20 protein-coding genes are annotated in these 23,426 nt (G+C 61.1%); 15 read left to right on the forward strand and 5 right to left on the reverse strand.

The window, feature by feature from the left end:
• The first annotated feature begins 148 nt into the window (after nt 1-148).
• Together CYA_RS13170 and CYA_RS13175 are read left to right on the forward strand one after the other, a co-directional pair.
• Nucleotides 149-841 (forward strand): MotA/TolQ/ExbB proton channel family protein, encoded by a 693-nt coding sequence (locus CYA_RS13170; RefSeq protein WP_369781495.1) that lies wholly within the window; start codon nt 149-151, stop codon nt 839-841.
• A gap of 3 nt (nt 842-844) precedes the next feature.
• On the forward strand, nt 845-1,270 hold the full coding sequence (locus CYA_RS13175; RefSeq protein ID WP_011431588.1) for an ExbD/TolR family protein: 426 nt from the start codon (nt 845-847) through the stop codon (nt 1,268-1,270).
• 33 nt (nt 1,271-1,303) lie between these two features.
• On the opposite strand, the gene argF is transcribed toward CYA_RS13175, so the two are convergent.
• Complete coding sequence (argF, locus tag CYA_RS13180) at nt 1,304-2,221, reverse strand: ornithine carbamoyltransferase (RefSeq protein ID WP_187147178.1); 918 nt, start codon at nt 2,219-2,221, stop codon at nt 1,304-1,306.
• 132 nt (nt 2,222-2,353) lie between these two features.
• Entirely contained in the window at nt 2,354-3,649 is a 1,296-nt protein-coding gene (gene ctpC / locus CYA_RS13185) for a carboxyl-terminal processing protease CtpC (protein WP_011431590.1), read from the reverse strand.
• Nucleotides 3,650-3,897: 248 nt separating this feature from the next.
• On the opposite strand from ctpC, the gene CYA_RS13190 reads away from it, so the two are divergent.
• The 4 genes from CYA_RS13190 to CYA_RS13205 all read left to right on the forward strand — a co-directional run bounded on the left by CYA_RS13190 (nt 3,898) and on the right by CYA_RS13205 (nt 7,679).
• The gene (locus tag CYA_RS13190; RefSeq protein ID WP_011431592.1) at nt 3,898-5,265 is read left to right on the forward strand and encodes a glutamate-5-semialdehyde dehydrogenase; all 1,368 of its coding nucleotides are present in this window, start codon (nt 3,898-3,900) and stop codon (nt 5,263-5,265) included.
• 263 nt (nt 5,266-5,528) lie between these two features.
• On the forward strand, nt 5,529-6,074 hold the full coding sequence (locus CYA_RS13195) for an RNA recognition motif domain-containing protein (protein ID WP_011431593.1): 546 nt from the start codon (nt 5,529-5,531) through the stop codon (nt 6,072-6,074).
• A gap of 133 nt (nt 6,075-6,207) precedes the next feature.
• Complete coding sequence (locus CYA_RS13200) at nt 6,208-6,960, forward strand: DsbA family protein (protein WP_228375373.1); 753 nt, start codon at nt 6,208-6,210, stop codon at nt 6,958-6,960.
• A gap of 23 nt (nt 6,961-6,983) precedes the next feature.
• A complete protein-coding gene (locus tag CYA_RS13205; protein ID WP_011431595.1) occupies nt 6,984-7,679 on the forward strand; it encodes an HNH endonuclease in 696 nt (231 codons plus the stop codon).
• 74 nt (nt 7,680-7,753) lie between these two features.
• Here the strand turns inward: CYA_RS13205 and CYA_RS13210 are convergent, their stop codons facing one another.
• Together CYA_RS13210 and CYA_RS13215 are read right to left on the reverse strand one after the other, a co-directional pair.
• Nucleotides 7,754-8,827 (reverse strand): SPOR domain-containing protein, encoded by a 1,074-nt coding sequence (locus CYA_RS13210; protein WP_187147160.1) that lies wholly within the window; start codon nt 8,825-8,827, stop codon nt 7,754-7,756.
• A 220-nt stretch (nt 8,828-9,047) separates the two neighbouring features.
• Nucleotides 9,048-9,464, reverse strand: a complete 417-nt coding sequence (locus CYA_RS13215) for a hypothetical protein (protein WP_011431597.1) — start codon at nt 9,462-9,464, stop codon at nt 9,048-9,050.
• A gap of 97 nt (nt 9,465-9,561) precedes the next feature.
• Here CYA_RS13215 and recJ point away from each other — a divergent pair, with 97 nt between their 5' ends.
• The 8 genes from recJ (at nt 9,562) to CYA_RS13255 (ending at nt 17,816) form a co-directional block, all read left to right on the forward strand.
• The gene (recJ, locus tag CYA_RS13220) at nt 9,562-12,024 is read left to right on the forward strand and encodes a single-stranded-DNA-specific exonuclease RecJ (RefSeq protein ID WP_228375374.1); all 2,463 of its coding nucleotides are present in this window, start codon (nt 9,562-9,564) and stop codon (nt 12,022-12,024) included.
• 22 nt (nt 12,025-12,046) lie between these two features.
• Nucleotides 12,047-12,712: a metallophosphoesterase family protein gene (locus CYA_RS13225; RefSeq protein ID WP_011431599.1), complete on the forward strand. Its 666-nt coding sequence runs from the start codon at nt 12,047-12,049 to the stop codon at nt 12,710-12,712.
• A gap of 50 nt (nt 12,713-12,762) precedes the next feature.
• Entirely contained in the window at nt 12,763-13,356 is a 594-nt protein-coding gene (rdgB, locus tag CYA_RS13230) for an RdgB/HAM1 family non-canonical purine NTP pyrophosphatase (RefSeq protein ID WP_011431600.1), read from the forward strand.
• Between the two features lie 192 nt (nt 13,357-13,548).
• Nucleotides 13,549-14,670: a hypothetical protein gene (locus CYA_RS13235; protein WP_011431601.1), complete on the forward strand. Its 1,122-nt coding sequence runs from the start codon at nt 13,549-13,551 to the stop codon at nt 14,668-14,670.
• A gap of 15 nt (nt 14,671-14,685) precedes the next feature.
• Nucleotides 14,686-15,300: a dTMP kinase gene (gene tmk, locus CYA_RS13240; RefSeq protein WP_011431602.1), complete on the forward strand. Its 615-nt coding sequence runs from the start codon at nt 14,686-14,688 to the stop codon at nt 15,298-15,300.
• A 189-nt stretch (nt 15,301-15,489) separates the two neighbouring features.
• On the forward strand, nt 15,490-16,410 hold the full coding sequence (locus CYA_RS13245) for a CHAD domain-containing protein (protein ID WP_228375375.1): 921 nt from the start codon (nt 15,490-15,492) through the stop codon (nt 16,408-16,410).
• Nucleotides 16,411-16,507: 97 nt separating this feature from the next.
• Nucleotides 16,508-17,572 (forward strand): polyamine ABC transporter substrate-binding protein, encoded by a 1,065-nt coding sequence (locus CYA_RS13250; protein ID WP_011431604.1) that lies wholly within the window; start codon nt 16,508-16,510, stop codon nt 17,570-17,572.
• A 73-nt stretch (nt 17,573-17,645) separates the two neighbouring features.
• Nucleotides 17,646-17,816, forward strand: a complete 171-nt coding sequence (locus CYA_RS13255; RefSeq protein ID WP_011431605.1) for a chlorophyll a/b-binding protein — start codon at nt 17,646-17,648, stop codon at nt 17,814-17,816.
• A gap of 212 nt (nt 17,817-18,028) precedes the next feature.
• Here the strand turns inward: CYA_RS13255 and CYA_RS13260 are convergent, their stop codons facing one another.
• Complete coding sequence (locus tag CYA_RS13260; RefSeq protein WP_011431608.1) at nt 18,029-22,600, reverse strand: GAF domain-containing protein; 4,572 nt, start codon at nt 22,598-22,600, stop codon at nt 18,029-18,031.
• A gap of 370 nt (nt 22,601-22,970) precedes the next feature.
• Here CYA_RS13260 and CYA_RS13265 point away from each other — a divergent pair, with 370 nt between their 5' ends.
• On the forward strand, nt 22,971-23,348 hold the full coding sequence (locus CYA_RS13265) for a hypothetical protein (protein ID WP_011431609.1): 378 nt from the start codon (nt 22,971-22,973) through the stop codon (nt 23,346-23,348).
• The last annotated feature ends 78 nt before the right edge of the window (nt 23,349-23,426 follow it).

Here is a 23,426-nt window from a genome sequence, read left to right on the forward strand (position 1 = left end):
GTGGGATGATCCAGGATGCCAGAAGGTGCAATTCCAGCCACTCAAAAGGGATCCCAGCCCTGCCGAGAAAGTGCTATGACAAGATGAGCGTGAATTGCCGCTAGAAGGGGGTAACTAGGATCGTATGGATAGAGTCTTGCAGCTCCTGATCCAGGGTTGGTACTATTCCATCCCCCTGTTGACGTTCTCAGTCTTCTCGGTGGCCTGTTGCATCGAGCGGGCCTTGTTTTGGTGGAAAGTCACCCACCGGCAGGAGGAGGTGGTGCGGCAAGCCCTGAGCCAGTACCGCCGCAACCCACGCGCTGCCCAGTACCTGCTGGAGCAAAATGCGGATCTCCCCATTGCCCGCATCTTTTTGGCCGGCCTGGAGCTGAACGAAGCCAGCCCCGAAGATTTTAAGCTGGCCCTGGAGACAGCCTTGGCGGCAGAGGTGCCCCTGCTGAAGCGCTTCAATACGGTCTTCGACACCGTCATTACCGTTGCCCCCTTCCTGGGCCTGCTGGGCACCGTTACCGGCATCATCCAGATCCTCAGCTCCATCCAACTGGGGGATATCGGCGGCACCGATACGCAAGGGGTAGGGCAGGGGATCGCCGAAGCCCTCTACTCGACCGCTTTTGGGCTGATCGTGGCCATTCCCACTTTGCTAATCTCCAACGTCTTCCGCTCTCTGTACCTGCGGCAGCTCTCCAAGATCCAGGAGTACGGCGGCGAGCTGGAGTTGCTGCATCGCCAGCGGCAAGAGATGCAAGCCCAACAGCTTTCCCAGTATTCTTACGCCAAGCCCAGCCCCAGCGGCAGCTCCACTCTTCCTCCCTACTCCCCCCTTGAGCCCTCCTAGCCTATGCGCATCCCCGAAGAAAACTTTCGATCCGGCGAGATCAACATCGTGCCCCTGATCGATGTCATCTTCTCGATCTTGGTGTTTTTCGTCATCGCCAGCCTGGTGCTTACCCGCTCGGAGGCCCTCGATGTCAATTTGCCAGAGGCCTCCACAGCCGAAGCCCGCCGCCAGCCAGACGTTACGGTGAGCATCACCGCTGAAGGCCAAATTGCCGTCAACCGCAAGGCGATTGCCAATCTTGCCGCCCTGATCCCAGAGGTGGAACGCGTCCTGGCCGAGAAGCCGGCTGAAGGGCGCCGCCTGGTGGTGATCAACGCCGATTTGGCTCTCTCCCACGGCAAGGTGGTGGAGGTGATGGATACCCTGCAGCGACTGCCCAACGTCAGCCTGGCCATCGCTGCCCGCCGCCCTGCCAATAACCGTTGACAGGCTCCCCTCTGGGGCCGGGGGTGAGGGCCATCACCCTGCCCCCAGCAGTTGGATCAGGAGCGCTTTTTGCACGTGGAGGCGATTTTCTGCTTGATCCCACACCCGGGACTGGGATCCCTCCAAGACCTCGGCGGTGATCTCCTCTTCCCGGTGCGCGGGCAGGCAGTGGAGCACAATGGCCTCGCGAGCCGCCTGTTTCAGCAGCTTAGCATTGACCTGGTAGGGCAGGAAGTCGGCTTTGCGCGCCTCGGCCTGGTCTTCTTGGCCCATGCTGGCCCACACGTCGGTATAGACCACCTGGGCTCCGGCGACCGCTTCGTAGGGATCCCGCAACACCCACACCTGCGATCCCTGGGCCAAGGCTTGCGCTTCTGCTACTACTGCCGCATCTGGCTCGTAGCCGGGGGGGGTGGCGACGCGGATGTGGATCCCGCTCATGGCACAGCCCAGCAGCAGGGAATGGGCAACATTATTGCCGTCGCCGCAATAGGCCAAGGTCAGGCCCGCCAGTTGGCCGAAGTTCTCCTGGATGGTAAGCAGATCGGCCAAAACTTGGCAGGGGTGAAACTGATCCGTGAGGGCGTTGATCACGGGGATCTCGGCATATTCGGCAAAGATTTCCAGCTCCCGCTGGTTGTAGGTGCGAATGGCAATGGCGTCCAGGTAGCGGGAGAGAACGCGGGCCGTATCCTGCAGAGGCTCGCCGCGGCTCATCTGCATCGCCGTCGGCACCAGATCTAGGGTGCTGCCCCCGCACTGGGCCATGGCAGCGGTAAAGCTGACACGGGTGCGGGTAGAAGCCTTCTGAAACAACAGCCCCAGCACCCGGCCGCGCAGATCCACCCGATAGGGATCCCGCTTCAGTTGCGCCGCTTGGACCAGCAAGGCCGCTAGCTCCGCCGGGCTCAGGTCGCTGAGTTTGAGCAGATCCCGCCCGGCTAAGTTGATGGATCCTACAGCTTGCAACCCCGCCATCGCGCTTCACCGCCTCCGCAAACAACTTCCGGCCCGCGCTGCTGCCTGCTCGCCAGCGCAAGGCCGCTACTCAGCAAGGTCTCGCAGCCTGGGCCCCAACGCTGGCTAGAGGGAAGAGGAACGCATTGGCTCCTTGGCCTGTTGCTGGCGGGCCGAGATCTGCGCCTGGAGGGCCTGGATAGCGGCGGCATATTGCGGGTCGGCGGGAGTCGCCACCAACTCGCGATCCCGGCTGAGGCGATTGAGATCTTCTTCGGACAGTTCCACGACAATGTCAGGGGTGATGCCTTTGTGATCGATATCGGTGCCTTTGGGGGTGCGATAGCGGGCGATGGTCACCGCCAGGCCCGACCCATCGGAGAGGGGATGCACCGACTGCACTAGGCCCTTGCCAAAGGTTTGCGTGCCCACGATCACGGCGCGCCGGTTATCCTGCAAAGCCCCCGACAAGATCTCGCTGGCGCTGGCGGATCCTCCATCCACCAAGACAGCCAAAGGCTTGTCGGTGAGGGCGCTGTTGTTGGCCGTGAGGCGATCCTGCTCCCCTTGCCGGTTCACCGTCGAGACAATGCTGCCCCGGTCGATCCACATGCGGGCGATCTCGGCGCTGGAGTAGAGCAGCCCCCCCGGATTGGCCCTCAGATCCAGCACATAGGCGGCCACTCCTTGTTTCTCCAGCTCGCGAATGGCCTGGCGCACCTTGTCGGCGGCATTGCCGGAAAACTGGGTGATGCGGATGTAGCCAATGGGCAGGCCATTTTCCTGGTGAACCGCATAGCGCACGGTGGCCAGCTCAATTCTCTCCCGCACCAGGTCGAACACCTTCAGCCCTTCCCCCTCGCGGCGGATGGTCAGCCGCACCCGTGTGCCCGGCTCGCCGCGAATGAGGCTGACGGCGGTGTTGGTGTCCATCCCTTCGGTGGATTTGTCGTCGATGCGCACGATTACATCTTTGGACTTGATCCCGGCCCGGTCGGCGGGGGATCCTTCGATGGGGGAGATCACCACCAGCTCGTTGGTCTCTTGATCCATGCCCAGCGTGATCCCCACCCCGGTCAGCTCACCGGATGTGTCAATTTGCATGCTGGCGAACTGGTCGGGATCCAAGAAGCGGGTGTAGGGATCGTTCAGTTTCTTCAGGGCTTCGCGAATGGCTGCATAGGCATCTTCTCGGGTGGCATATTCTCGGCTGAGCAGATCCCGCCGCACCGCCTCCCAGTCGACGGAGTTGAAGGAAGGGTCGACGTATTCGCGATTAACAATCTGCCAAACTTCGTCCACCACTTCCTTGGGATCCCGGCGAAACCCTGCCCAACCCGGCATGGATAGCTGCACCCCGACAAGCGACACGGCTGTGACCACTGCAGCCGTTGCACTCACCACAAACCCACGCTTTCTCATTGGCTCTCCTGGAAGACAAGGTCTAAAAGTCGAGATTAATCTCCAGCTTTTGGGGGTTTCGCCCAGAGGCTCTTCCCTGCCCCAACCTTATCTCAGGGACAAAGCAGTGCTGCCTGCCCCAGCCGGTGGTATCCAAAGTTTGGTAGGCTGCAAATGGTACAGCCCAACTGTGCCCAACGTAGCACAGGGATCCCTGCAAAGGTGCTCTCGCGATCACATTTGCAAAGGCGCTTTTTCTTCTGGAGTCCATGTCTCTTGTAACCGACTCTCCCAGCCTGCCGGAAGCTGCTGCTGACTCGCCCCTGCTGGCCCAGGTGCAGTTGGCTCGCGCTGCCGCTCGATGCACGGCTACCTTGCCCACTGCCATTAAAAATGCCGCCCTAGAGGCCATGGCCACCGCTTTGCTGGAACACCAAGAGGCCATCTTGGCAGCCAACCAGGCGGATTTGGAGCAGGCAGCGGAGCAGGTCAAGGCCGGTGAGCTGTCCGCCTCGGCCTACGCCCGCTTGAAGTTGGACGCCCAGAAATTGGCCGACGCGGTGGCCGGGGTGCGGCAGGTGCTGCGGCTGCCGGATCCGGTGGGGCAGGCCTTGCTGATCCGGGAACTGGATGAGGGGCTGGTGCTGGAGCGGCGCACCTACCCTCTGGGAGTGCTGGGGGTGATCTTCGAGTCGCGGCCCGATGCTCTGGTGCAAATTGCCGCCCTGGCGGTGAAAACCGGCAACAGCGTCCTGCTCAAGGGTGGCTCGGAGGGGCTCTGCTCCTGCCAGGCATTGATGGCGGCCATCCAGGCGGGGCTGCAGCAGATCCCCGAGTTTCCCCAGGGATCTTTGCAGTTGCTCACCAGCCGTGCCGAGGTCAAGGCCCTGCTGCAACTGGAAGGGCTGGTGGATCTCATCATCCCCCGCGGCTCCAGCAGCTTTGTCCGCTACATCATGGAAAATACCCGCATCCCGGTGCTGGGCCATGCCGATGGCCTCTGCCACTTGTACGTAGATCGGGCTGCCGATGTGGACATGGCGGTGAGGCTAACCCTGGACAGCAAAACCCAGTACCCCGCCGCCTGCAACGCCATCGAAACCCTGCTGGTGCACGCAGAGATCGCCCCCCGGTTTTTGCCCCTGGCCGTGCAGGCGCTGCGCGAGAAGGGGGTGGAGTTGCGCGGGGATCCCCGCTGCCGCCAACTGGTGCCCGATCTGATCCCGGCCACCGAGGACGACTGGAGCACCGAGTATGCCGATTTGATCCTCTCTATTAAAGTGGTGGGCTCCCTTGACGAGGCCATTGCCCACATCGAGCGGTACGGATCCCGCCATACCGAGGCCATCGTGACCGAAGATGCCGCCGCTGCCCAGCGCTTCCTCGACGAAGTGGACGCAGCAGGGGTCTTTCACAATGCCTCCACCCGCTTTGCCGATGGCTTTCGCTACGGCTTGGGGGCAGAAGTGGGCATCAGCACCCAAAAGCTGCCGCCGCGCGGCCCGGTGGGTTTGGAGGGCTTGGTGACCTACCGCTACCAACTGCGAGGGCGAGGCCATCTTGTAGCCGACTATACAGGCCCCCAGGCCCGACCTTTTCAACATCGAGATCGCCTGAACACCACCGGTTTGTCTTAGGGATCAGGGCCTGCTGCAGCGGCCGACTGTACAAAGCAATCCATGACGGAAACCGTTCTGCTCGTCTGGGTGGCTCCAAGTTAAGGTAAATTAGAAGATAGCCTTGTGATTTGCAAAGGTTGTGCTTTGTGCCCCGCTGTGGTGCAACAATAGACCACCGAAGGCTACTGGGTTTTGAAATTTGCTGTCGGCTTGAGCGCCTTTGACCTAGCACCTTGCTTTTTGGCTGCCTTTTGTTATTTCGATAGGAGCTTCGCTGCATCATGCCCGTTCGTCTGTATGTCGGAAATCTGCCGGAAGAGGTGGATCGTCAGGCATTGGAGAAGCTCTTTAGCTCTGCAGGTGAGGTCATTTCCACCAAGGTGATTCGGGATCGGCGGACAGGCAAATGTCGCGGCTTCGGGTTTGTAACCGTGAGCACCGAAGAGCAGGCGCAGCAGTACATCGAAAAGTTCAACGGCCACAGCTTTGGCGATGTCAACCTGCGCATCGAGATTGCCCAGCGGCGGGAGAAACGGGAAGACGCCGAAGCCAGGGCAGCAGCCTCCAGCTCCCCAGCTAAGGAGTCTGCCAAAGATGCTGGCAAGGATTCTAGGGCGCCCGGGGATCCTGAGCCCCGAGGTTCTTCCAAAGGCTCCAAAGAGTCTGGGGAAAAGTCCGCTCCCAGCAAAAAGCAACGCCAGCGGGGCAACAAAGGGAGTGGAGGCAATGTCGTTGCCGAGACTGAAGGGGCCTTTGAGCCGGATCCCCGTTGGGCCAGTCAGTTGCAGCGGATTAAGGAGCAGCTTCTCCAAGCGACCAACTCCTGATCCCCCCAAAAGCGTGGTGGACATCGCCGCCATCTGGCGTTAGCCTGGTTGAGCTGTACAGCTCTGGGCATACTCGAGAGGGGGTTTTGGGATGGATAGTCTGGCAAGGGTTTTTCGCGCGTGGGGACAGTGCTTGGCCAAAGCTGGGTTCCTCGGCGCGCTGCTGGTTTGGCTGGGGATGAGCAGCGTTGTCCAAGTTGCCCTCGCAGCTCCAGCCGATTTGGAGGAGCAGGTGCTGCAGATCATTCGCAAGCACCCCCAGGTGATCCTGGAGGCGGTGCAGGAGTACCAGCAGCGGCAGTACCAAGAGCAGCAGCAACAACAGCAGAAGTTGGCGGAAGAATTTGGCCGGCAGTTGCGGGAGAACCCGCGTGCCGTCATCGGAGACTCTCCTCAACTGGGATCCGACGCTTTGCGGTTGGTGTTGGTGGAGTTTTCCGATTTTCAATGTCCCTTCTGCGCCCGCGCCCACGACACCCTCAAACAGTTCATGGCCGAGCACGGGAATGAGGTGACCTTGGTGTACAAGCACCTGCCCTTGACCAGCATCCACCCGGAGGCGATGGCGGCGGCTCGCGCGGCCTGGGCTGCCCACCGTCAGGGCAAGTTCTGGGAGTTCCACGACGAGCTGTTTGCCAACCAATCCCAGCTTGGGGATGAATTTTATGTAGCTACCGCCGAGAAGTTGGGCCTAAATGTGGAGAAATTCAATCGGGATCGGCGCAGCCGGGCGGCGGAGCGCGCCATTCAGCGAGATATGGATCTGGCCTCTCAACTGGGCATCGGCGGCACCCCTCATTTCATCTTGAACGGCCTTTCTTTTTCGGGGGCGCAGCCTTTGGAGGTGTTTGAGCAGACGCTGCAACAGGCCAAGCAAGCCCTCTAGCCCGGTTAGAGCCTCAAGTCCAGATGTCGAGTCCCTATCGTTGCCCAGAGTGCGGAGATAGTTTCCTGTTTCGGCCGGATCCCTGCCCCACCTGTGCCAGCCGAAAACGCCAGAAACAGAAGGCTGCCCGCGCCAGGGAAAAACGGGGCAGCTACGACCTGACGGGCCAGGTGGCCGCCGCCGAGTTCTGGCAACTGTTGCGTTGGTACCCCTGCTGCCCTTGCTGTGGCAAGCCCTGGCCGGAGGTGGGATCCGCCCCTGTCCAGGATCACATCATCCCCCTTAGCCGTGGGGGGCCCAACACGGCTGCCAACCTGCAGCCTCTTTGTCCAGCCTGCAACGGCTGGAAGGCGGATTTTCTCATTTGTTTTGACAGAGCCGTGCCGGGGCGGGTGCGACCCTTGCCTCAGCACCTTTGGCCCAGCTTTCGGCGTTGGCTCGGCCTCGGCGGCGTCGAGGAAAAGCAAGCCCGCGAGCGGCAGTTGGATTGGTTGGATCCCGGCCTAGATCTTGGCGGCGGGGATCGCCCCCAACTGGTGCAACAGTTGGCCTATCCCTTGGCCAGCCCAGCCCAATTGCAGGCGGAAACCTTGCGCCTCACGCTGGCGGCGATCTCACTGGAAGAAGGATCCCTGGCGATTCCAACCAGTGGTGCAAAGGGCAGCGAGGCCCAAGCAGCCCGATGGAGCTATTCCCAACAGCCGCGAAACGGTTCCTAATCTCCCCTCTCCCTGAGGGAGAGGGGCTGGGGGTGAGGGAATCCCTGAGGGAGAGGGGCTGAATCCGGCTGCCGCTACTCGACGGGCAGGATGCGGGCGTCAAACCCTGCTTCAGCCAGAGCACGCCGCGCCTGTTCGGCATTGGCCCGTTGCCGGTAGGTGCCCACCTGAATCACTGAGCCGCGCACAAAAGCGTCAGGGGCAAACTGCTGGAGCTTGGGCAGCGCCTCTGCCCCGGCGGATACCACCACCCAAAATCCGCCCGTGCCTTCTGCGCGCAGGGATGCGGCAGAGGGGGTGGGATCCTGAACCAGAAGCGGTCGAGAGCGGCGCAGATCGGCGGGGAAGATCCCGGCTTCGTAGCCTTGGTCGGCCAAGTACCGCACCTGTTCGGCGGCAGCAGCGGGGTCGGCAAACCCGCCGGTGCGCACCACCCGCAGGTCGTCGTAGATCAAGGGCAGGGATCCCTCTAGCAGTTGTTGGAGTGCAGGCCATTTTTCACCGCTGGGATCGGCCACCAACACCCAGTAGCGCTCCCCCTGAGGTGGGTTGGAGTCGGGATCCCCCACAGCTTCCTCTCCTGCCAACGACACCGCCACCGCCGGCAGGCCCTGGGCGGTCAGCCAGCGGGCCTGATCCTGCGCCAGCGACAGGCGGGAGAAGGTGCCCGTCTGCAAAGCCGCCTGGCCGCGGTATTGCACCACAGCAGCCCCTGGAAAGAAGCGGCGCACCCGCTCTTCCAGCCGGGGATCCCCAGTAGGGTTGGGCACTTGGGTGGCAAAGGGCCGCTGCGGATCGAAGGGGGGAGCCGTTGGCGCTGGCGGGGCAGGACTGGGGGAGGGAGCGGGAAAAGCGGGCGGCAGGGGCGGATCCGTCTCTTGGCGGCTCACCACCCGCACCGGCAACCCCAGCCGTTCCAATTCCGCTTGGCGGCGTTGGGCGTGGTTGCGGTTGATGAACGTCCCCGCTAAGATGAACACTTGTCCATCCCCTTGCACGAAATAGGCGTCCGGCACCTGGGCGCGCACCTTGGCCAGCTCGGCTGCCCCATCGGCCAACACGTGAACTTGGTAACGCGTCAGCGCCAGAGCAGCAGGCAGGGCGAGGGCAAAAGCTGCCAGAGATCCGGCCACGAGCGCCGTCGCCATCGCCGGTCGCAGCCAAGGGACGCATGGAAGGAGGCCTGTACAAGTCGTCCCCCCTGAGGCAAGCCACAGGCGAGCAATCCATCTGCGGCGGTTACGCAGCCCAGCGTTCACGGGAGAAGCGCAGATTTAGTGTACCTCTAGTAGCGCAGATTTAGTGTACCTCTAGTATAGACACGCCGCTGGCCGAGGAGGGTTTGACAACCCCTGTCACCTGCGGTCTTCAGAAGCGACGGCGACGATAGCGCTGGCGACTCGGTCGGCGGAGGGCCGGGGATCCCCCCAGAGCAAAGCGGATGATCTCCGTCTTGTACTGCTGTGAGCCCTCCGTGTAGCGGGCAAGCTGGATGGCGGATCCCTGGCCGGAGGGGAGGGCTGGCAGAGACTGCTCCGGCGTTGCGGCTTCGATGGCGATGAAAAACCGCAAGCGCAGCAGCACCTCCAATTTAGACAGTCGCTCGGTCTGTTCGGGCACGAGGCGGCCCAGAGAGATTTGGAGGCGCGGCCCGCGTCGCCGGGATCCGGGGCGGCTCCAGAGCTGTTGGGCCAACGTCCACAGAGAGGCCTGCTCAGGAGATTTGACCAACAGCTTCAGTCCCGCCAAGGGGTTGAGGCCATAGGTAAGCAGCAGAGAATACATGGGCAGCGGACTGAGGAGCAGAGAGGCGTTTTTGGGTTAGGGTCAAAAGATAGCTCATAGGCCAACTGTAGCACTGCTACCCGCTATCTGAAGACCGATGGCCATGGCCGGGATCCCTGACCAACGCTGGCTGTTTCAGCCTGTGAACCCACTGGCTGCCCAGAGCTTGGCTGAGGCGGTGGGGGTCTCGCCCGTCTTGGCTCAGATCTTGCTCAATCGCGGCCTCTCCAGCCCTGCTGCCGTGCAGCAGTATTTGCAGCCGGATCCCGTCCACCTGCCCCCGCCCAGCCAAGATTTTGCCGATTTGCCGCTGGCGGTGGAATTGCTGGAGGGGGCGATTCGCCGACAAGAGCCCATTGCCATCTGCGGCGATTACGATGCCGACGGCATGACCAGCACGGCTCTGCTGCTGCGGGCGCTGCGGGGCGCTCCAGTGTATTACCGCATCCCCAGCCGCCTCAGGGAGGGCTATGGCCTCAACAACCGCATGGTGCAGGAGCTGCACCGCGAGGGGGTACGCCTCATCCTCACCGTGGACAACGGCATTGCCGCCCATGCGCCCATCCAACTGGCCAAAGAGCTGGGCTTGACGGTGATCGTGACGGATCACCACGACTTGCCCCCCCAGTTGCCCCCTGCCGACGCCATCCTCAATCCCAAACAGCTCCCCCTCTCTTCTCCCTATCGGGGGATGGCCGGGGTGGGGGTGGCCTACCTCCTGGCCCAGGCCTTGGCAGAGCGCCGCGGGGACGAACATTTGGAGCGGGTGGCGCTGGAACTGTTTACGGTGGGCACCATTGCCGATTTGGCGCCGCTGACGGGAGTTAACCGCCTTTGGGTGCGGCAGGGGCTGGCTCTCTTGCCCACTTCCCAGGTGGCCGGGATCCGCGCCCTCTTGGCGGTGATGGGAATGACGGGATCCCCAGAGGAGCTGCGGCCAGAGTGGGTAGGGTTTGGCCTGGGGCCGCGCATCAACGCCATTGGGCGGATTGGCCGACCGGAGCTGGGGATCCAGTTGCTGACCACCGACGATCCGCAGCAGGCAGAAAAACTGGCCCGCCGCTGCGAACGCCTCAACCAGGTGCGGCAGCAGATGTGTGGGCGCATCGAGGCGGAGGCCCTGGAGCAAATCGCCCGGCAAGGGCGGGATCTGCAGCAAGAGCGAGTGTTGACGATTTTGGGATCCCCGCAGCAGCGCTGGCACAAAGGGGTAATTGGCCTGGTGGCCTCGCGGCTGGCGGAGCGTTTTGGCTGTCCGGTGTTTATCGGCAGCCAGTCGCCCCAGGGGGAGATTACCGGCTCGGCGCGGCAGGGGATCCCGGAGTTCGACGTGTTTCAGGCGTTGGAGTTTTGCAAAGATTTGTTCAGCAAACACGGCGGCCACCCGGCGGCGGGGGGATTTAGCCTGAGGGCGGAAAACTGGCCTCTTTTGGAAGAGCGGCTTCGGCAATTTGCCCAACAGCGGTTGCAGCCGGAACAAATCCGTCCCCTGGTGCAGATCGACGCGGAGGTGGCACTGGCGGATCTCACCTTCGACCTCTACCGCGAGCTGCAGCGGTTGCAGCCCTGTGGCATCGGCAATCCGGAGCCGGTCTTTTGCAGCCGCAACCTGCAGGTGTTGCAACAGCAGCGATTTTGCCCACAGCCTGCCCAAAGGGGGGAGGATACCCCCGGCCACCTGAGGCTGCTGCTCCGGGATCCCGTCAGCCGGGGCCTAGACGGGGCAGGATCCTCACTTGCTGCCCCAGCCAAAGCCCGCAGCCGTCCCCTGTGGGCCATTTGGTGGGGAGGGGCCGCCGCCTATCCCCTGCCGGCGCAGATTGACATCGCCTACACCCTCAAGGCCAAAAGGTGGGGGGAAGAAACCCAACTGGAGCTGGAGATTCTTGGGATCCGGCCTGCCGCAGAAGCCAGCTCTGCCGATCTTTCGCCCGCCGCCGTCGCTCCCACCCTCTCCGATGCCAAAGCTGGCGCCCAGGCAGCACCCTCCCCCCTGCTGATCTACCGCCCTGCCCCCCAGCCCACCCAACCGCTGCGTTGGCAGGCTGTATCTCGATTTTCTGCCCTCCTGCCCCAGGCGCGGGGAACGATCCTCCTCTACGGCTTCCGGCGCCCTACGTTTGTCCTGCCACCGAAGCAGCATCCCTCCCTGACCCTCCACTACGACCGCCCCCAAGCTGGCCATCGCTACAACCAACTGTGGCTGTGGAGTTGGCCTCCCTCTTTGGATCACCTCAAGTGGTTGCTCTCCTGCACTCCCGGCGACGCGCTGCTGATTGTCCTGCACCACCAGGCGGTGCCTCTGCCCTCCGCCGCTGCCTTACAACGGCAATTGCGCCACTACCTGCAAAACCAAGCCCAGGTGGATCTGTTACGCTTGGCCCAGCAATGGTGGCTGTCGCCAGCGCTGTTAGTGGCCGGCCTGCGCTCCCTGGGGTATGCCTGTCCAGAGTTTGGCCCGACAGGATCTTTGGAAGAGGAGCTGGAGGCCCAGCGGGCCTGGTACCGCAGCTCTTGGCAACAAGTGGCTGCCCTGCTGCAGGGATCTCGTCCGCAATAGACCCCTCGCTTCCCGCCAGCCTATGGGAATTAAACTGCTCCTCGGCTCCGACTACCACGGCAACGACCGGCTGATCCGGCAGGCCCTTGACCATCTGCCCCAAGTGGATGCTTACATCAACTGCGGCGATTTCTGTTCCAAGGCCGGCAAGCCCTCCTGCAAAGCCACTCAAGGCTTTCACCCCACAGCCCAAGCCGAGGTGGCCCAGTTGCAATCTTTTCTGGCGGCGGTGGACAGTCTGGGCAAGCCCTGGCTCTTTTTGCCCGGCAACCACGATCCGGCAGCCTCTGTTCTGGAGCCGCTGGCTGGCAGTTGGGGGCGGGCGATTACCCAGTCCTGTTGCTTTGAGTGGCTGGGGCTCCAAGTGCTGGCGGTGCCCTGGACTCCCCCCTGTGGTTGGAGCTGGACCCTCACCCGCAGCCATCTGCAGGAGCTGCTCACCCTCTACGGTCAACCTCCTCGCCCCATTGACCTGTTGCTCAGCCACGCGCCGCCGCGGGGCCTGTTGGACGAAGGCGGAAAATGGTACCACCGCCGCATGCCCACCTTGCGCCCCTTGGTGGATCACCTGCAGCCGCGCTACTACATCTGCGGCCACATGCACTGGGACGGGGGCAAGGTGGAGCGGTGCGGATCCACCCTGGTGATCAACACGGCGCTGCACAACATGGTTCTGGAAATCCCCTGAGCCCCTGGGCAGCCCCCCCACTGTCTGCTGGTTTCCCCTAAGATACCCTTATGGCACGCCCCTTGATCTTGGCCAGCAGCAACTCCGGCAAATGGCGGGAGTTCAGCACCTTTTTTCAGCTCCATGCCCCTGCCTGGGAGCTGCGCCCCCTGCCTGCCGAGCTGACTGTGGAAGAGAGCGGCAGCACCTTTGCCGAAAATGCCCTTCTCAAGGCCAAGGCCGTGGCAGAATCGCTGGGGGAGTGGGCCATTGCTGATGACTCCGGCCTGGCGGTGGCAGCCCTTGGCGGCGCCCCCGGGATCCACTCCGCTCGCTATGCCCCCGACGATGCCGCCCGCATCCAGCGGCTGCTGCGGGAGATGGAAGGGATCCCCAACCGCCAAGCCAGCTTTCACTGCGCCATTGCCCTTGTCGATCCCCAGGGCCAGGTGCGGGCCTTGGTGGAGGGCATCTGCCACGGGGAGATCCTGGCTCAGCCGCGGGGCAAGGGAGGGTTTGGCTACGACCCCCTCTTTTGGGTGCCCGAAGTGGGGCTGACCTTCGCCGAGATGAGCCCGGCGCAAAAAGAAGCGGTCGGCCACCGCGGCCAGGCCCTGAGAGCCCTGAAAGAACAGCTCCTCATCTTGGAGCGCAGTCTAGGCTAGCTTGAAGGTACGGCTGCATTCTCCACGAGGGGGGCCGAGACAATGGCAGCAGCCTGGGCCAGAAAAGGTTTCACGAGGCCGCGGGGGGGATCCCTTGAACCCTAAGGCTGCAGCTCTGTGGATCCTACCTGTCAAAAGGTTTCCTCGGTACAGGAAGATGGGAGTGCCAGTTTTGCGTTGGGAGCCTGAAGAATGACCTTCTCTGAGGAGCGCGATCCAAGCCGGGATCCAAACCGTATTCCAGACTCAACGGCTGCTGCCGGCGAGGGAAGCCGCGGCCAAGCTCCCAACAGCCCAGAGTCCCAAGGCCGGCGTTCCCCGCCCCCCTTGCCGGAGGACGGCTCTACTCCCTCCACTGGAGGTGCCGAAGACTGGCTAGAGGATGAGGAGAGGCAAAACGATGGCAAGACGTCCGCTGCTCGTCTCTCTGGGCGCGGAGGACAGAGGGCCAGCTCAGCCCGAGAAGCTGCCGCCGGATCTTCGCGGGGTGCCGAGACGGAGTCCTCTCGGCCCCGGCCCAGCCGTGCCGGACAAGCCTTGGTTCCCCGGCGCCCTATCTCCAGCAACTGGGGTTACGACGGATCCGCCCGCTCTGCCGCCTATGCCGGCTCCTACCGGAGCGACTCCAGCCGTTCTGCAGCTTACGGCTACACCCCCAGCTACGGGGGCAGGGGGGGATATGGAGGGGGAGGACGCAGCAGCAGCTCTTCAGGGGGAGTCTCCTCCTCAGATCTGACCATCCTGCTGGTGGTGGCCCTGCTGGCCTTCTTCGGCGGGTTTGCCATCCGCAACATCTTTGCCGAGTCGGGCGGCTTTGACGATGAGCGCCCCATCCGCGCTGCCAATGTGCCGGCGGCCTTCCGGGATTTTTGCTTTGCCTACAACGGCACGGCTTCCTTTACCGTGGTGCAACTGACCAGCGTCTCTGCCCTCACCATGGCTTCGGTGCCCATTTACAAGATGGACACCTGCACCATCCCTGTCAGCCAAACGGCCAATGCCCTCCAAGCTTTGGGCATCCGCGGGCGGGCAAACACCTTGGGCCCGCAACTGGGCGGATCCAACCTCACCCTGATCCAGCTCCCCTTGGCCAGCAGCTTGGCCCGCGCCGTCTACAACCAGTTTCCCAGCTTAGCCACTCAGGGTAATGAGGCCCAGGTTTTGTCCCAACTGGAAACCGCCGTCAACAACGCGCTCCGCTCCAACGTGGAGGGGCTGGCCCTGCAAAACCTGGAGCCCACCAACATCCCCGACGTGTACGTGATGGTGCCGGGCCACTCCTTTGATTTGCAACCGCAGCTTAATCTGCGCTAGCCCCCTGACGGCGCCGTGTTCATTACTCTAGAAGGCGGGGAGGGGGTGGGCAAAACCACCCAGCAAGCCCTCTTGGCCGAGCGGCTGCAACGAGAAGGCTACGCCTGCGTGTCTACCCGCGAGCCGGGAGGGACGGCGCTGGGCGAAGCGCTGCGGGAGCTGCTGTTGCACGGGGATCCCTTGACGCCGCTGGCCGAGCTGCTCCTGTACGCTGCGGATCGGGCTGAACACGTGAACAAGGTCATCGCGCCGGCTCTCGCGGTGGGACAAGTGGTGATCTGTGATCGCTTCACCGATTCCACCTTGGCCTACCAGGGCTACGGTCGAGGCCTGAACTTGGAGCAGATCCGCCAGCTCAACCACTTGGCCACCGGCGGGCTGCAGCCGCAGCTTACCCTGTGGCTGGATCTTGCTCCCGAAGTGGGGCTGGCGCGCTCCCGTCTTGGCGACAAGCTCGAACAGGAGCACCTGGAGTTCCACCGCCGGGTTTACCGCGGATTTCAAGCTCTAGCCGCCGCAGAGCCGCAGCGGATTGTCCGCATTGACGCCGGGGGATCCCCCCTGGAGGTGGCTGCCCGCATCTGGTCGGTGGTCAAGCCTCGCCTGCTGGCAGCAGTCCCAAGGCCCTAGACGAAAGGTTAAGATTTGGTTAAAAAGGGGGGAGCAGGGGGCGGCTCAAGCTAGCCTGGGTAGGCTAGGGCAAGGGGGTCTGCCGCTCTTTGGAGTGGTTGTCGTGGGTAGAAGAGACTTGCGGTGGACATCATTGCTGCTGAATCGAAAACTGAGAGCCTCGGCAAGGCGGAGTCCTCGGAGTCACTCTTGCTCTCGTCTTCAAGCTTGCCCCCGCTAGCTGCTTTGGCCCACCAACTGCTGAGCCAGCAATGGCAGCGGCTGCAGAAGCATGTGGGGAGAGTGCTCAAGCACCACCCGGAGGCGGCAGAATCCCTTCATCAGATCCGGGTGAGCTTGCGCCGCATCGGCACCTGGGCGGAAGTGTTTCAGGGATCCCTGCGCCTGCCCAAGCCGCTCAGGCCCAAACGTTTGCGAAAGTTGATCAAGACGCTGGGCCAGCAGCGGGATCTGGACGTGTTGCTAGAAATCCTCCGCGAACCCTGTTGGCAAGGGATCCCGGCAGACCAGCAGGCGGAGCTAGAGGAGCTGAAGGAAAAGCTGCAGCGGCGCCAAGCTCAAGCCGAGAAACACTCCCGCCGCATTCTGGCAGAGGAGGACTTCCTGAAGTTCCAGGCTGCTTGCGAAGAGTGGCTGGTTTCTCCTCGCTACTGGCCTGCGGCCCAGCTTCCTGTGCAGGAGAGCTTGCCCCATCTTTTGGCGCCGCTAGTAGCGGCGTGGTTCCTGCAGCCGGGTTGGCGGATCCCGGCCTTCCCCGAAACCGAAGCTCAGGCTGAACAACTGCATGACCTGCGCAAAGCCACCAAACGCCTGCGCTACCAGCTAGAGTTTTTTGCCCCCTTCTACGGAGAGACCCTCCAAAGCTGGGTGAAGGCCCTCAAGCGTCTGCAGGAACAGTTGGGCCGCTTTAACGACTTGCAAGTTCTCCAGGCCCAGCTACCTGCCGACTCAAGCTTGCAGAACTGGCTGCAGGAACAACAGAAGCTGGCTCTCCAAGATTGGCCCACGCAGCAACAGCGTTACTGTAACCCTGCCGAGCAGCAGCGGCTATATCAGTTGCTCTTCTTGGTTGGGGAGAACAGCAACGGGGAAGTCCAGGTGGTAGGCTAGAGCAGGGGTTTGAACCGCAGTTGGCTGAACAGGATCGCTCCAGATCCACGGCTAGGTGTAAGGGCGACGTCCAGCTCCACTAGGTTTGAAAATGCCCATGAAAAAGAGAATTGCCACGGCCGTTGCTTTGCTCTGCTGTCTACTGGCCCTACTTTTCTTTTGGCGCTTAGGAACTGCTGCCCGAAAACAAACCCTCCAACTCTACATCTGGTCGGAATACATTGACCCAGCCATTCTCACGGCCTTTGAGAAAGCCACTAACAGCCGCGTAGTGGTAAGTGTGTACGAGTCCAACGAGGACATGATTGCCAAGCTGCGGGGGGGCGGCGTCAGCCAGTACGACATTGTCGTGCCCACCGACTACGTTGTGCCCAACATGGTGGAGCTGGGCCTGCTGCAGCCTCTCAACAAAAACCTCATTCCCAATCTCCGCAACCTGGACGAGAAGTTTGTCGGCTTGCCCTTTGACCCAGAAAACACCTACACCGTTCCCTACCAGTGGGGCACCACCGGCATTGGCTACCGCAAAGACCGCCTGCCGGAAAACTTTGAGCGTTCCTGGGGGCTGATCTTTGATCCTAAGCAGCAGTACGGCCCCTTTGTGATGATCGACGAGATGCGCTCTATGCTTGCGGCTGCCGCCTTCTACCTGGGCTTTGACCCCAGTACTACCGTTCCCGCAGAGCTGCAGCAGATTCAGGAGCTGTTGATTCAAGCCAAACGCCGCAGCGCCGGTCTCATTGGCGGGGTGGGCGGCAAAAATCAACTGGTCTCCGGGACAGCCAATGTGGCGGTTGTCTACAGCGGTGATGCCCTGCAAGCTGCCGAAGAAAATCCCAACATTGGCTACTTTGTCCCCCGCGAGGGCGCTCACATTTGGCTGGACGTGATGGCCATCCCTGCCAAAGCCCCCAACCCTGAGCTGGCCAATCGCTTCATCAACTTCATTTTGGATGCCGAGGTCGGCGCTCAACTGAGCAACTACAACCGCTTCGCCACCCCCAACGCTGCTGCCCTACCCAGGATCAACCCCCGGGATCGCCAAAACCCAGCTATCTATCCCGATGAGACGACCTTTGCCAGGCTAAAGTACCTCAAAGTGCTGTCGCAGGAGCAGCTACGTCTGGTTGACGCTGTCTGGACTGCCGTCAAAAGCAGCTAGGGATCCACTGCCTGCGGCTTGTTAGCTCTCGACACAAAACTTGACAGTTTTTAATACTTGAGCCACATTGGAGATGTCACCCACTGATGGAGTTAAAACCATGGAGAACCAAGAAGCTAAGTTTGGCTTTACCCCCTTTGCCGAAAAATGGAATGGCCGTCTGGCGATGTTGGGCTTTGTGATTGGCGTGGCCACCGAGTTGCTGACCGGCCAAGGGATCCTCTCTCAAATTGGCCTGATGTAAGCCCAACCCGCCCGATCGATCGGGTTGAAGCACTAGCTAGATACTGTCTGCCCGGCTGTCCTCTCCCAGATTGATCAAGCAGCCGGGCTTTTGCCGCAATTTCGAGCCAGAACGAGGCCCAAACAGCTGCACCAATTTGCTCCTCTTGATCCCCATCTCCCCTCTTCCTTTGGGAGAGGGGCTGGGGGTGAGGGCGACAAGTCTAAGAAGCCCTAGGCCTCCAAATCCTGCAAGTACTGGCGAATGTCGGCCAAGATCCGCTCCAGCTCCTCCAGCTTCTGGGAAGCGCTGGCCCAGGCTAGCTCATCAGCCTGGGATCCCGGCTGGGCCAATCCCACCCCTAGGTGCTCCAGCTCGCGGGCTGCTTGAGAAAAGGCATGGGCCCCCACGTTGGCGCTAGCCCCTTTGAGGCGGTGGGCAACTTTCCGCAGCTCTTCAGGGTCACCTTTCGTAACCGCTTGGCGCAGGTGCGGCAACTGGTTCTGGCAATCTTGGACAAACACCTGCAGCAGCTCCCGCTGAAACTGGCGGTCTCCGCCGGTAACTCGATCCAAGTAGGCGGCGTCGATGGGGTAGGGCAGCGTGGGAGCAGAGTTGCCGTTGGCGCCCTCAGCAGAAGGGGGATCGGGCGAGGCAGGCCCATTGGCTGCTCCTGTTGCGGAGGGAGCGATCCTTTGGCTCCAGTGGTTGAGCACTCTTTCCAGATCCTCCTTCAGCACCGGTTTACTGAGATAGTCGTCCATGCCAGCTTGCAAGCAGCGCTCCCGATCCTCCTGCATGGCGTTGGCTGTAATGGCGATCACCACGGTGCGGTGGCCGGATCCCCGCTCCTGCTGGCGTAGGCGGCGGGTGGCCTCGTAGCCATCCATCACCGGCATTTGGCAATCCATGAGGATGAGGTCGTACTGGACTCGCTGCAACAGATCCAGCACCTCCTGTCCGTTGGCCACCACATCCGCCATATAGCCCAGGCTCTGGAGCTGGCGCAGGGCCACCTTCTGGTTGACGGGGTTGTCTTCGGCCAAGAGAATGCGCAAAGGTTGCTGGGGGCGGCTGGCCGAGGGCGCACTTTGCGAAAGGGGTGGGCCCATGCCCAGCAGCGAGGTGGCCAGGCCGGAAGACTTGCCCAGGGCCATGACCAGAGCTTCTTGCAACCGCGTTTGTTTGACCGGCTTGGTCAGGTAGGCGGCAAAGCCGATTTCGGCGGCGCGGCGGGAGTGTTCTCCCAACCCCAGCGAGGTCATCATCACCAGTTGCGTCTGGGACAATTCGGGATCCGCCTTGATCCAGCGGCCCAGGGTCTCCCCATCCACCTCCGGCATCTGCATGTCCAAAACCGCCAAGGGGAAAGGGATCCCTTCCCGCGCAGCCTGGCGCAGCTTGTCCAGAGCTTGATAGGCGTTCTCGGCCTCTTCCACCACCATGCCCCAAGCGGTGGCCTGGTAGCGGACAATCTTGCGGTTGGTGGCGTTGTCATCGACTACCAACAGCCGCTTGCCCTGGAGATCGACAGGGATGCGGGCGGGCTGCTGGGAGATCTGTCGGGCGTAGGGCTGTCTTTCCAGGGTGAGTTCGAGGCTGAAGGTGCTGCCGCGGCCCTCCTCGCTCTCCAGGAAGATCCGACCTCCCATCAGCTCTGTCAGTTGCTTGCAAATGGCCAGGCCCAGCCCTGTGCCCCCGTATTTGCGGGTGGTGGAAGCATCCACCTGGGTAAAGGGCTGAAATAGCTTGGTTTGAGCATCCTTGGGGATCCCGATCCCTGTATCCCTTACCGAAAGCCGGAGCTGGACGTGGGTGGCTGTTTCCTGCATCAGCTCGGCCTGGATGACCACCTCCCCCTGATGGGTAAACTTAATGGCATTGCTTACCAAATTGTTGAGGATTTGCCGCAGGCGCGACGCATCCCCCCGCAGATAGCGCGGCACTTCCGGCGGCACGAGCACCGCCAGCTCCAGGCCCTTGGCATGGGCAGTGGGGGCAAACAGATCCGCCACCTCTTCCAGACACGAGCGGAGATCGAAATCCAGGATCTCCAGCTCCATTTCCCCGACCTCCAATTTGGAGAAGTCCAGGATGTCGTTGATGAGGGTGAGCAGCGCATCGCCGCTGACGCGGATTGTCTCTACAAAGTCTCGCTGTTCTGCATTGAGGGGGGTCTCCAGCAGCAGGCCCGTCATCCCCAACACCGCGTTCATGGGGGTGCGGATCTCGTGGCTCATGGTGGCCAAGAAGCTGCTTTTGGCCTGGGCAGCCTGCTCTGCTGCTTTGCGGGCTTGTTCCAGCTCCAGGCTGCGCTTTCTCTCCCGCTCCAAAAGGGCTGCCTGGGTGAGGGCAATGCCAATTTGGTTGGCCAACTGCGACAGCAGCTCCATCTCAAACGGCTGCCACTGACGCGGGCCAGAGCACTGGTGGGCCAGCAACAACCCCCACAACTGCTGCTCCAAAAACAGCGGCACCACCATGTTGGCCCTGACCTGCATTTTTTGCAGCAGCTCTAGGTAACAAGGCTCCAGTCCTTCACTTTCCACATCGCTAACAACACGAACGCGGCCCTGGCTGTAGAGCTGGGCGTATTTCTCCTGAAAACAGGGATCCTCGATCACCTCTCCTGCCAGCGAGGGGATCCCCGGCTGAGTTTTCTCGTTGGAGATGATCCCAGAACCATCCGGCTGGAAGCGGTAGACCAAGACTCGGTCGGCTTTGAGCAGGGCTTGGATTTCTGTTACCGCCGTCTCTAGGATCTCGGCGATATCCAAAGATTCGCGGATCTTCAAGCTGAGATTGGCTAGCAACTGAGCCCGGCGGTTTTGCCGCTCCAATTCCTCTGCCGCTTTCTTCTGCTCGGTAATGTTGCGGAAGATGCCCCGCGTAGCCACCATTACCCCATCTTCAAAGCGGCAGTTGACATTGCCCTCCACCCAAACGGTTTCACCGCTGGCCGTGAGGAAAGCTGTCTCTACCCTCTCCAGTTTCTCCCCTGCTAGAAGCTTCTGGAAAAGAGCCTGGCAGTGCTCCCGGCAGTCGGGATGGAGAATGTCGAAGAGGGTCATTTGATAAACTTGAGCTTCGTCATAGCCCAAGGTCTCTTTCCAAGCGCGGTTGACATATAAAAAGTGCCCTTCAGCATCCACGCTTTGGATGAGGTCAGTGGCATTTTCAAAGAGATCCCGGTAGCGCTCTTCGCTTTCTCTCAAGGCCAGCTCCGCCAGCTTGCGGTCGGTGATGTCGATGCCGGTGCCCATGACAAACTCCACCTCGCCGGCAGCGTTGATTAGGGCGGTGTTAGACCAAGAAATAAGCCGCAGTGCCCCTTGCTTGGTGCGCCAAAAATTCTCATGGCGATTCAAAAAGAGGGAATGATTGCCCTTGAGCTGTTCAAAAGCTTGCTTCACACCAGGCACATCTTCCGGCGGGATCAAACCCAAATCCCATAGCAGCCGGCCCTTGACCTCTGCCAGCGAGTAGCCAGAAAGCTGCTCGGCAGCGCGGTTGAAGCGCAGGATACGCCCTTCTGGATCCATGACCACCACCAGCGCCCCTGCTGTATCAATAACCGCGTTGGTAAAATCCCGCTCTTGCTTGAGGGATCGTTCTGCCTCTTCTCGCTCGGCAGTCTCCCGGCGGATGAGGAAGTAAACCGAGGCCAAAACCAGGTAAGTAAAAATGAGCCCGCCAAAAGCAATGAGATTGGTTCTAACCCAGGCAAACTGAAATTCCTGGCTGCGTTGCTGCAGAAGGCGATTCTCCTCCTGCTGCAGCACCCGAATCAACTCGACAATTTGCTCCATTAACCTTGGCCCTTCGCTGCTTTCCAGGGCTTCCTGGGTGGCGAGTAGCCCCTCTTGCTCCCTCAGCCGGATCAAGTCTTGGATGACTCGTAGCCGTTGCTCCAGCAGCAGCTCTAGGCGCTTCAGGCGCTCTTGCTGCAGGGGGTTGTCAGCAGTGAGCTCTTTCAACAAGCGCAGATGGGTGGAGGTGGCTTCAAGGCTGGCTTGGTACTCACTGAGATAGCGAGGATTATTGGTCAGAAGATAACCATATTGACCGGCCTCGGCGGCGCCGGTTTCCGCCAGCAATCCTTCCAAGTTTTGGATCACTTTTAGAGTGTGGGCCACTCGTTCTGTAAGCTGCGGCAGTTGAGAGGCATTCCGCTGAGCTGAGTAGGTGATCCCGCCCAAAAGCAAGGCAGCCAGGCCAAAACCGGCGGTAACTTTGAGGAGAAAGCGGTTTTTGCGGGCAGGTTTAGTATCCCCCGACTTAGGCAGCAGAGGCGTCTGAGCCAGTTCCCTCAAAGTACGGCGCAGCTCCAGTTGGGCCACCACCTGATGGGCCAGGGCTTGTAATTGCTCCAGTTGTTCTGGGGTCAGGTGCCGAGGCTGATAATCGACAACGCAAAGCGTGCCCAGGGCCTGCCCTTCTGGAGTTACCAAGGGAATGCCAGCATAGAAGCGGATGTGGGGCTCTTGCGTAACAAACGGGTTGTCGGCAAAGCGGGGATCCTGAGTGGCATCGGGCACCACCAGCGGCTCTTGGGGAGACAAGATGGCGTGGGCGCAGAAGGCCACATCCCGTGGGGTCTCCTGCACATCGACGCCGAATTTGGCTTTAAACCACTGGCGGTGTTCGTCGATAAGGCTGACCAGAGCTATGGGCGTGCCGCAGATGTAGGCGGCAAGGCGGACGATCTCGTCAAAGGCAGTTTCAGGCGCCGTATCGAGAATCTGATACTGCCGCAGGGCAGCCAGCCGCTCTTTTTCGTTGGGAGGGAGGGGGGCTTTGGGCATAGGTCAAGCCGAAGAGACGGGATCCCGCGCCGCTGTTGGGGAAGTTCAGCAGCCTGGTAAAAGAGACAACCCCAGCATAACTCCCAGGCCGCCTTGTCGGAATCCGTTCCTCAGGACAACTTTCTCCTCAGGAGGATCTTCTCCAACGCTGAGCATCGGATCCCGCTTATAAAAGTACAGCTTTGTCTAGTTTTGTTCAATATATCGGAGTGGACTGCTTCAACCTCGCCCAACTGAGGGTATGTTAAGCTAACTCTCTGGATTGGGGTTGACAAAAAAGAGGTCTATTAACTAAAACACAGGGCGGGCATGATACTTCCAGGAAGAATCTGTAGAAACTCCTGCATGCATCCTGTTGGGGAGGGTTTCAGTGCAAAAAGTTCAAGAAAGTTTGGTCGCTGCCTTAGCCATTGATGGGGCCATAGGCGTTGCGCTCGGCGACTGGAAGAGCGGCATGTGCCTGGGGTTTAAGGGTACCAACGCCCCTGCTTTTCCTGAACGAAACTTGGAGTTAGCCGTAGCAGGCATGACCGAGGTTATTCGGTCTAAGTTTCGAGTTTTGGAGTCTGTAGGCGTTAAGGAGGATCTGGAAGAGATTCTCATTGTTCTAAAGGCGCAATACCATCTTGTCCGAGTAGTGAGGTCTGTCCGAGGGCTGTTTTTCTATCTTGTTATGGATCGAGAGAAGGGTAACCTGGCTCTTGCCCGCATCAAGCTAGACCAGATTGCAGAGCAGCTATCAATCTAGTCCAGGTCAAGGCTCTTGTAAGTAAAGGCAGAGCTGAAAAAGGCTCTGCTCTTTTTTGCCCAAGCAGTTAAATCTCTC

It is taken from the genome of Synechococcus sp. JA-3-3Ab, assembly GCF_000013205.1.
Classification (GTDB): domain Bacteria; phylum Cyanobacteriota; class Cyanobacteriia; order Thermostichales; family Thermostichaceae; genus Thermostichus.

Bases quoted from the DNA above. Each gene is read 5' to 3' on its own strand.
- CYA_RS13250 (WP_011431604.1), top strand. From the start codon at position 16,508: ATGAAAAAGAGAATTGCCACGGCCGTTGCTTTGCTCTGCTGTCTACTG.
- CYA_RS13175 (WP_011431588.1), top strand. From the start codon at position 845: ATGCGCATCCCCGAAGAAAACTTTCGATCCGGCGAGATCAACATCGTG.
- CYA_RS13195 (WP_011431593.1), top strand. From the start codon at position 5,529: ATGCCCGTTCGTCTGTATGTCGGAAATCTGCCGGAAGAGGTGGATCGT.
- ctpC (WP_011431590.1), bottom strand. From the start codon at position 3,649: ATGAGAAAGCGTGGGTTTGTGGTGAGTGCAACGGCTGCAGTGGTCACA.
- CYA_RS13225 (WP_011431599.1), top strand. From the start codon at position 12,047: ATGGGAATTAAACTGCTCCTCGGCTCCGACTACCACGGCAACGACCGG.
- CYA_RS13205 (WP_011431595.1), top strand. From the start codon at position 6,984: ATGTCGAGTCCCTATCGTTGCCCAGAGTGCGGAGATAGTTTCCTGTTT.
- CYA_RS13255 (WP_011431605.1), top strand. From the start codon at position 17,646: ATGTCACCCACTGATGGAGTTAAAACCATGGAGAACCAAGAAGCTAAG.
- CYA_RS13215 (WP_011431597.1), bottom strand. From the start codon at position 9,464: ATGTATTCTCTGCTGCTTACCTATGGCCTCAACCCCTTGGCGGGACTG.
- recJ (WP_228375374.1), top strand. From the start codon at position 9,562: ATGGCCATGGCCGGGATCCCTGACCAACGCTGGCTGTTTCAGCCTGTG.
- CYA_RS13190 (WP_011431592.1), top strand. From the start codon at position 3,898: ATGTCTCTTGTAACCGACTCTCCCAGCCTGCCGGAAGCTGCTGCTGAC.
- CYA_RS13235 (WP_011431601.1), top strand. From the start codon at position 13,549: ATGACCTTCTCTGAGGAGCGCGATCCAAGCCGGGATCCAAACCGTATT.
- CYA_RS13260 (WP_011431608.1), bottom strand. From the start codon at position 22,600: ATGCCCAAAGCCCCCCTCCCTCCCAACGAAAAAGAGCGGCTGGCTGCC.
- CYA_RS13210 (WP_187147160.1), bottom strand. From the start codon at position 8,827: ATGGCGACGGCGCTCGTGGCCGGATCTCTGGCAGCTTTTGCCCTCGCC.
- rdgB (WP_011431600.1), top strand. From the start codon at position 12,763: ATGGCACGCCCCTTGATCTTGGCCAGCAGCAACTCCGGCAAATGGCGG.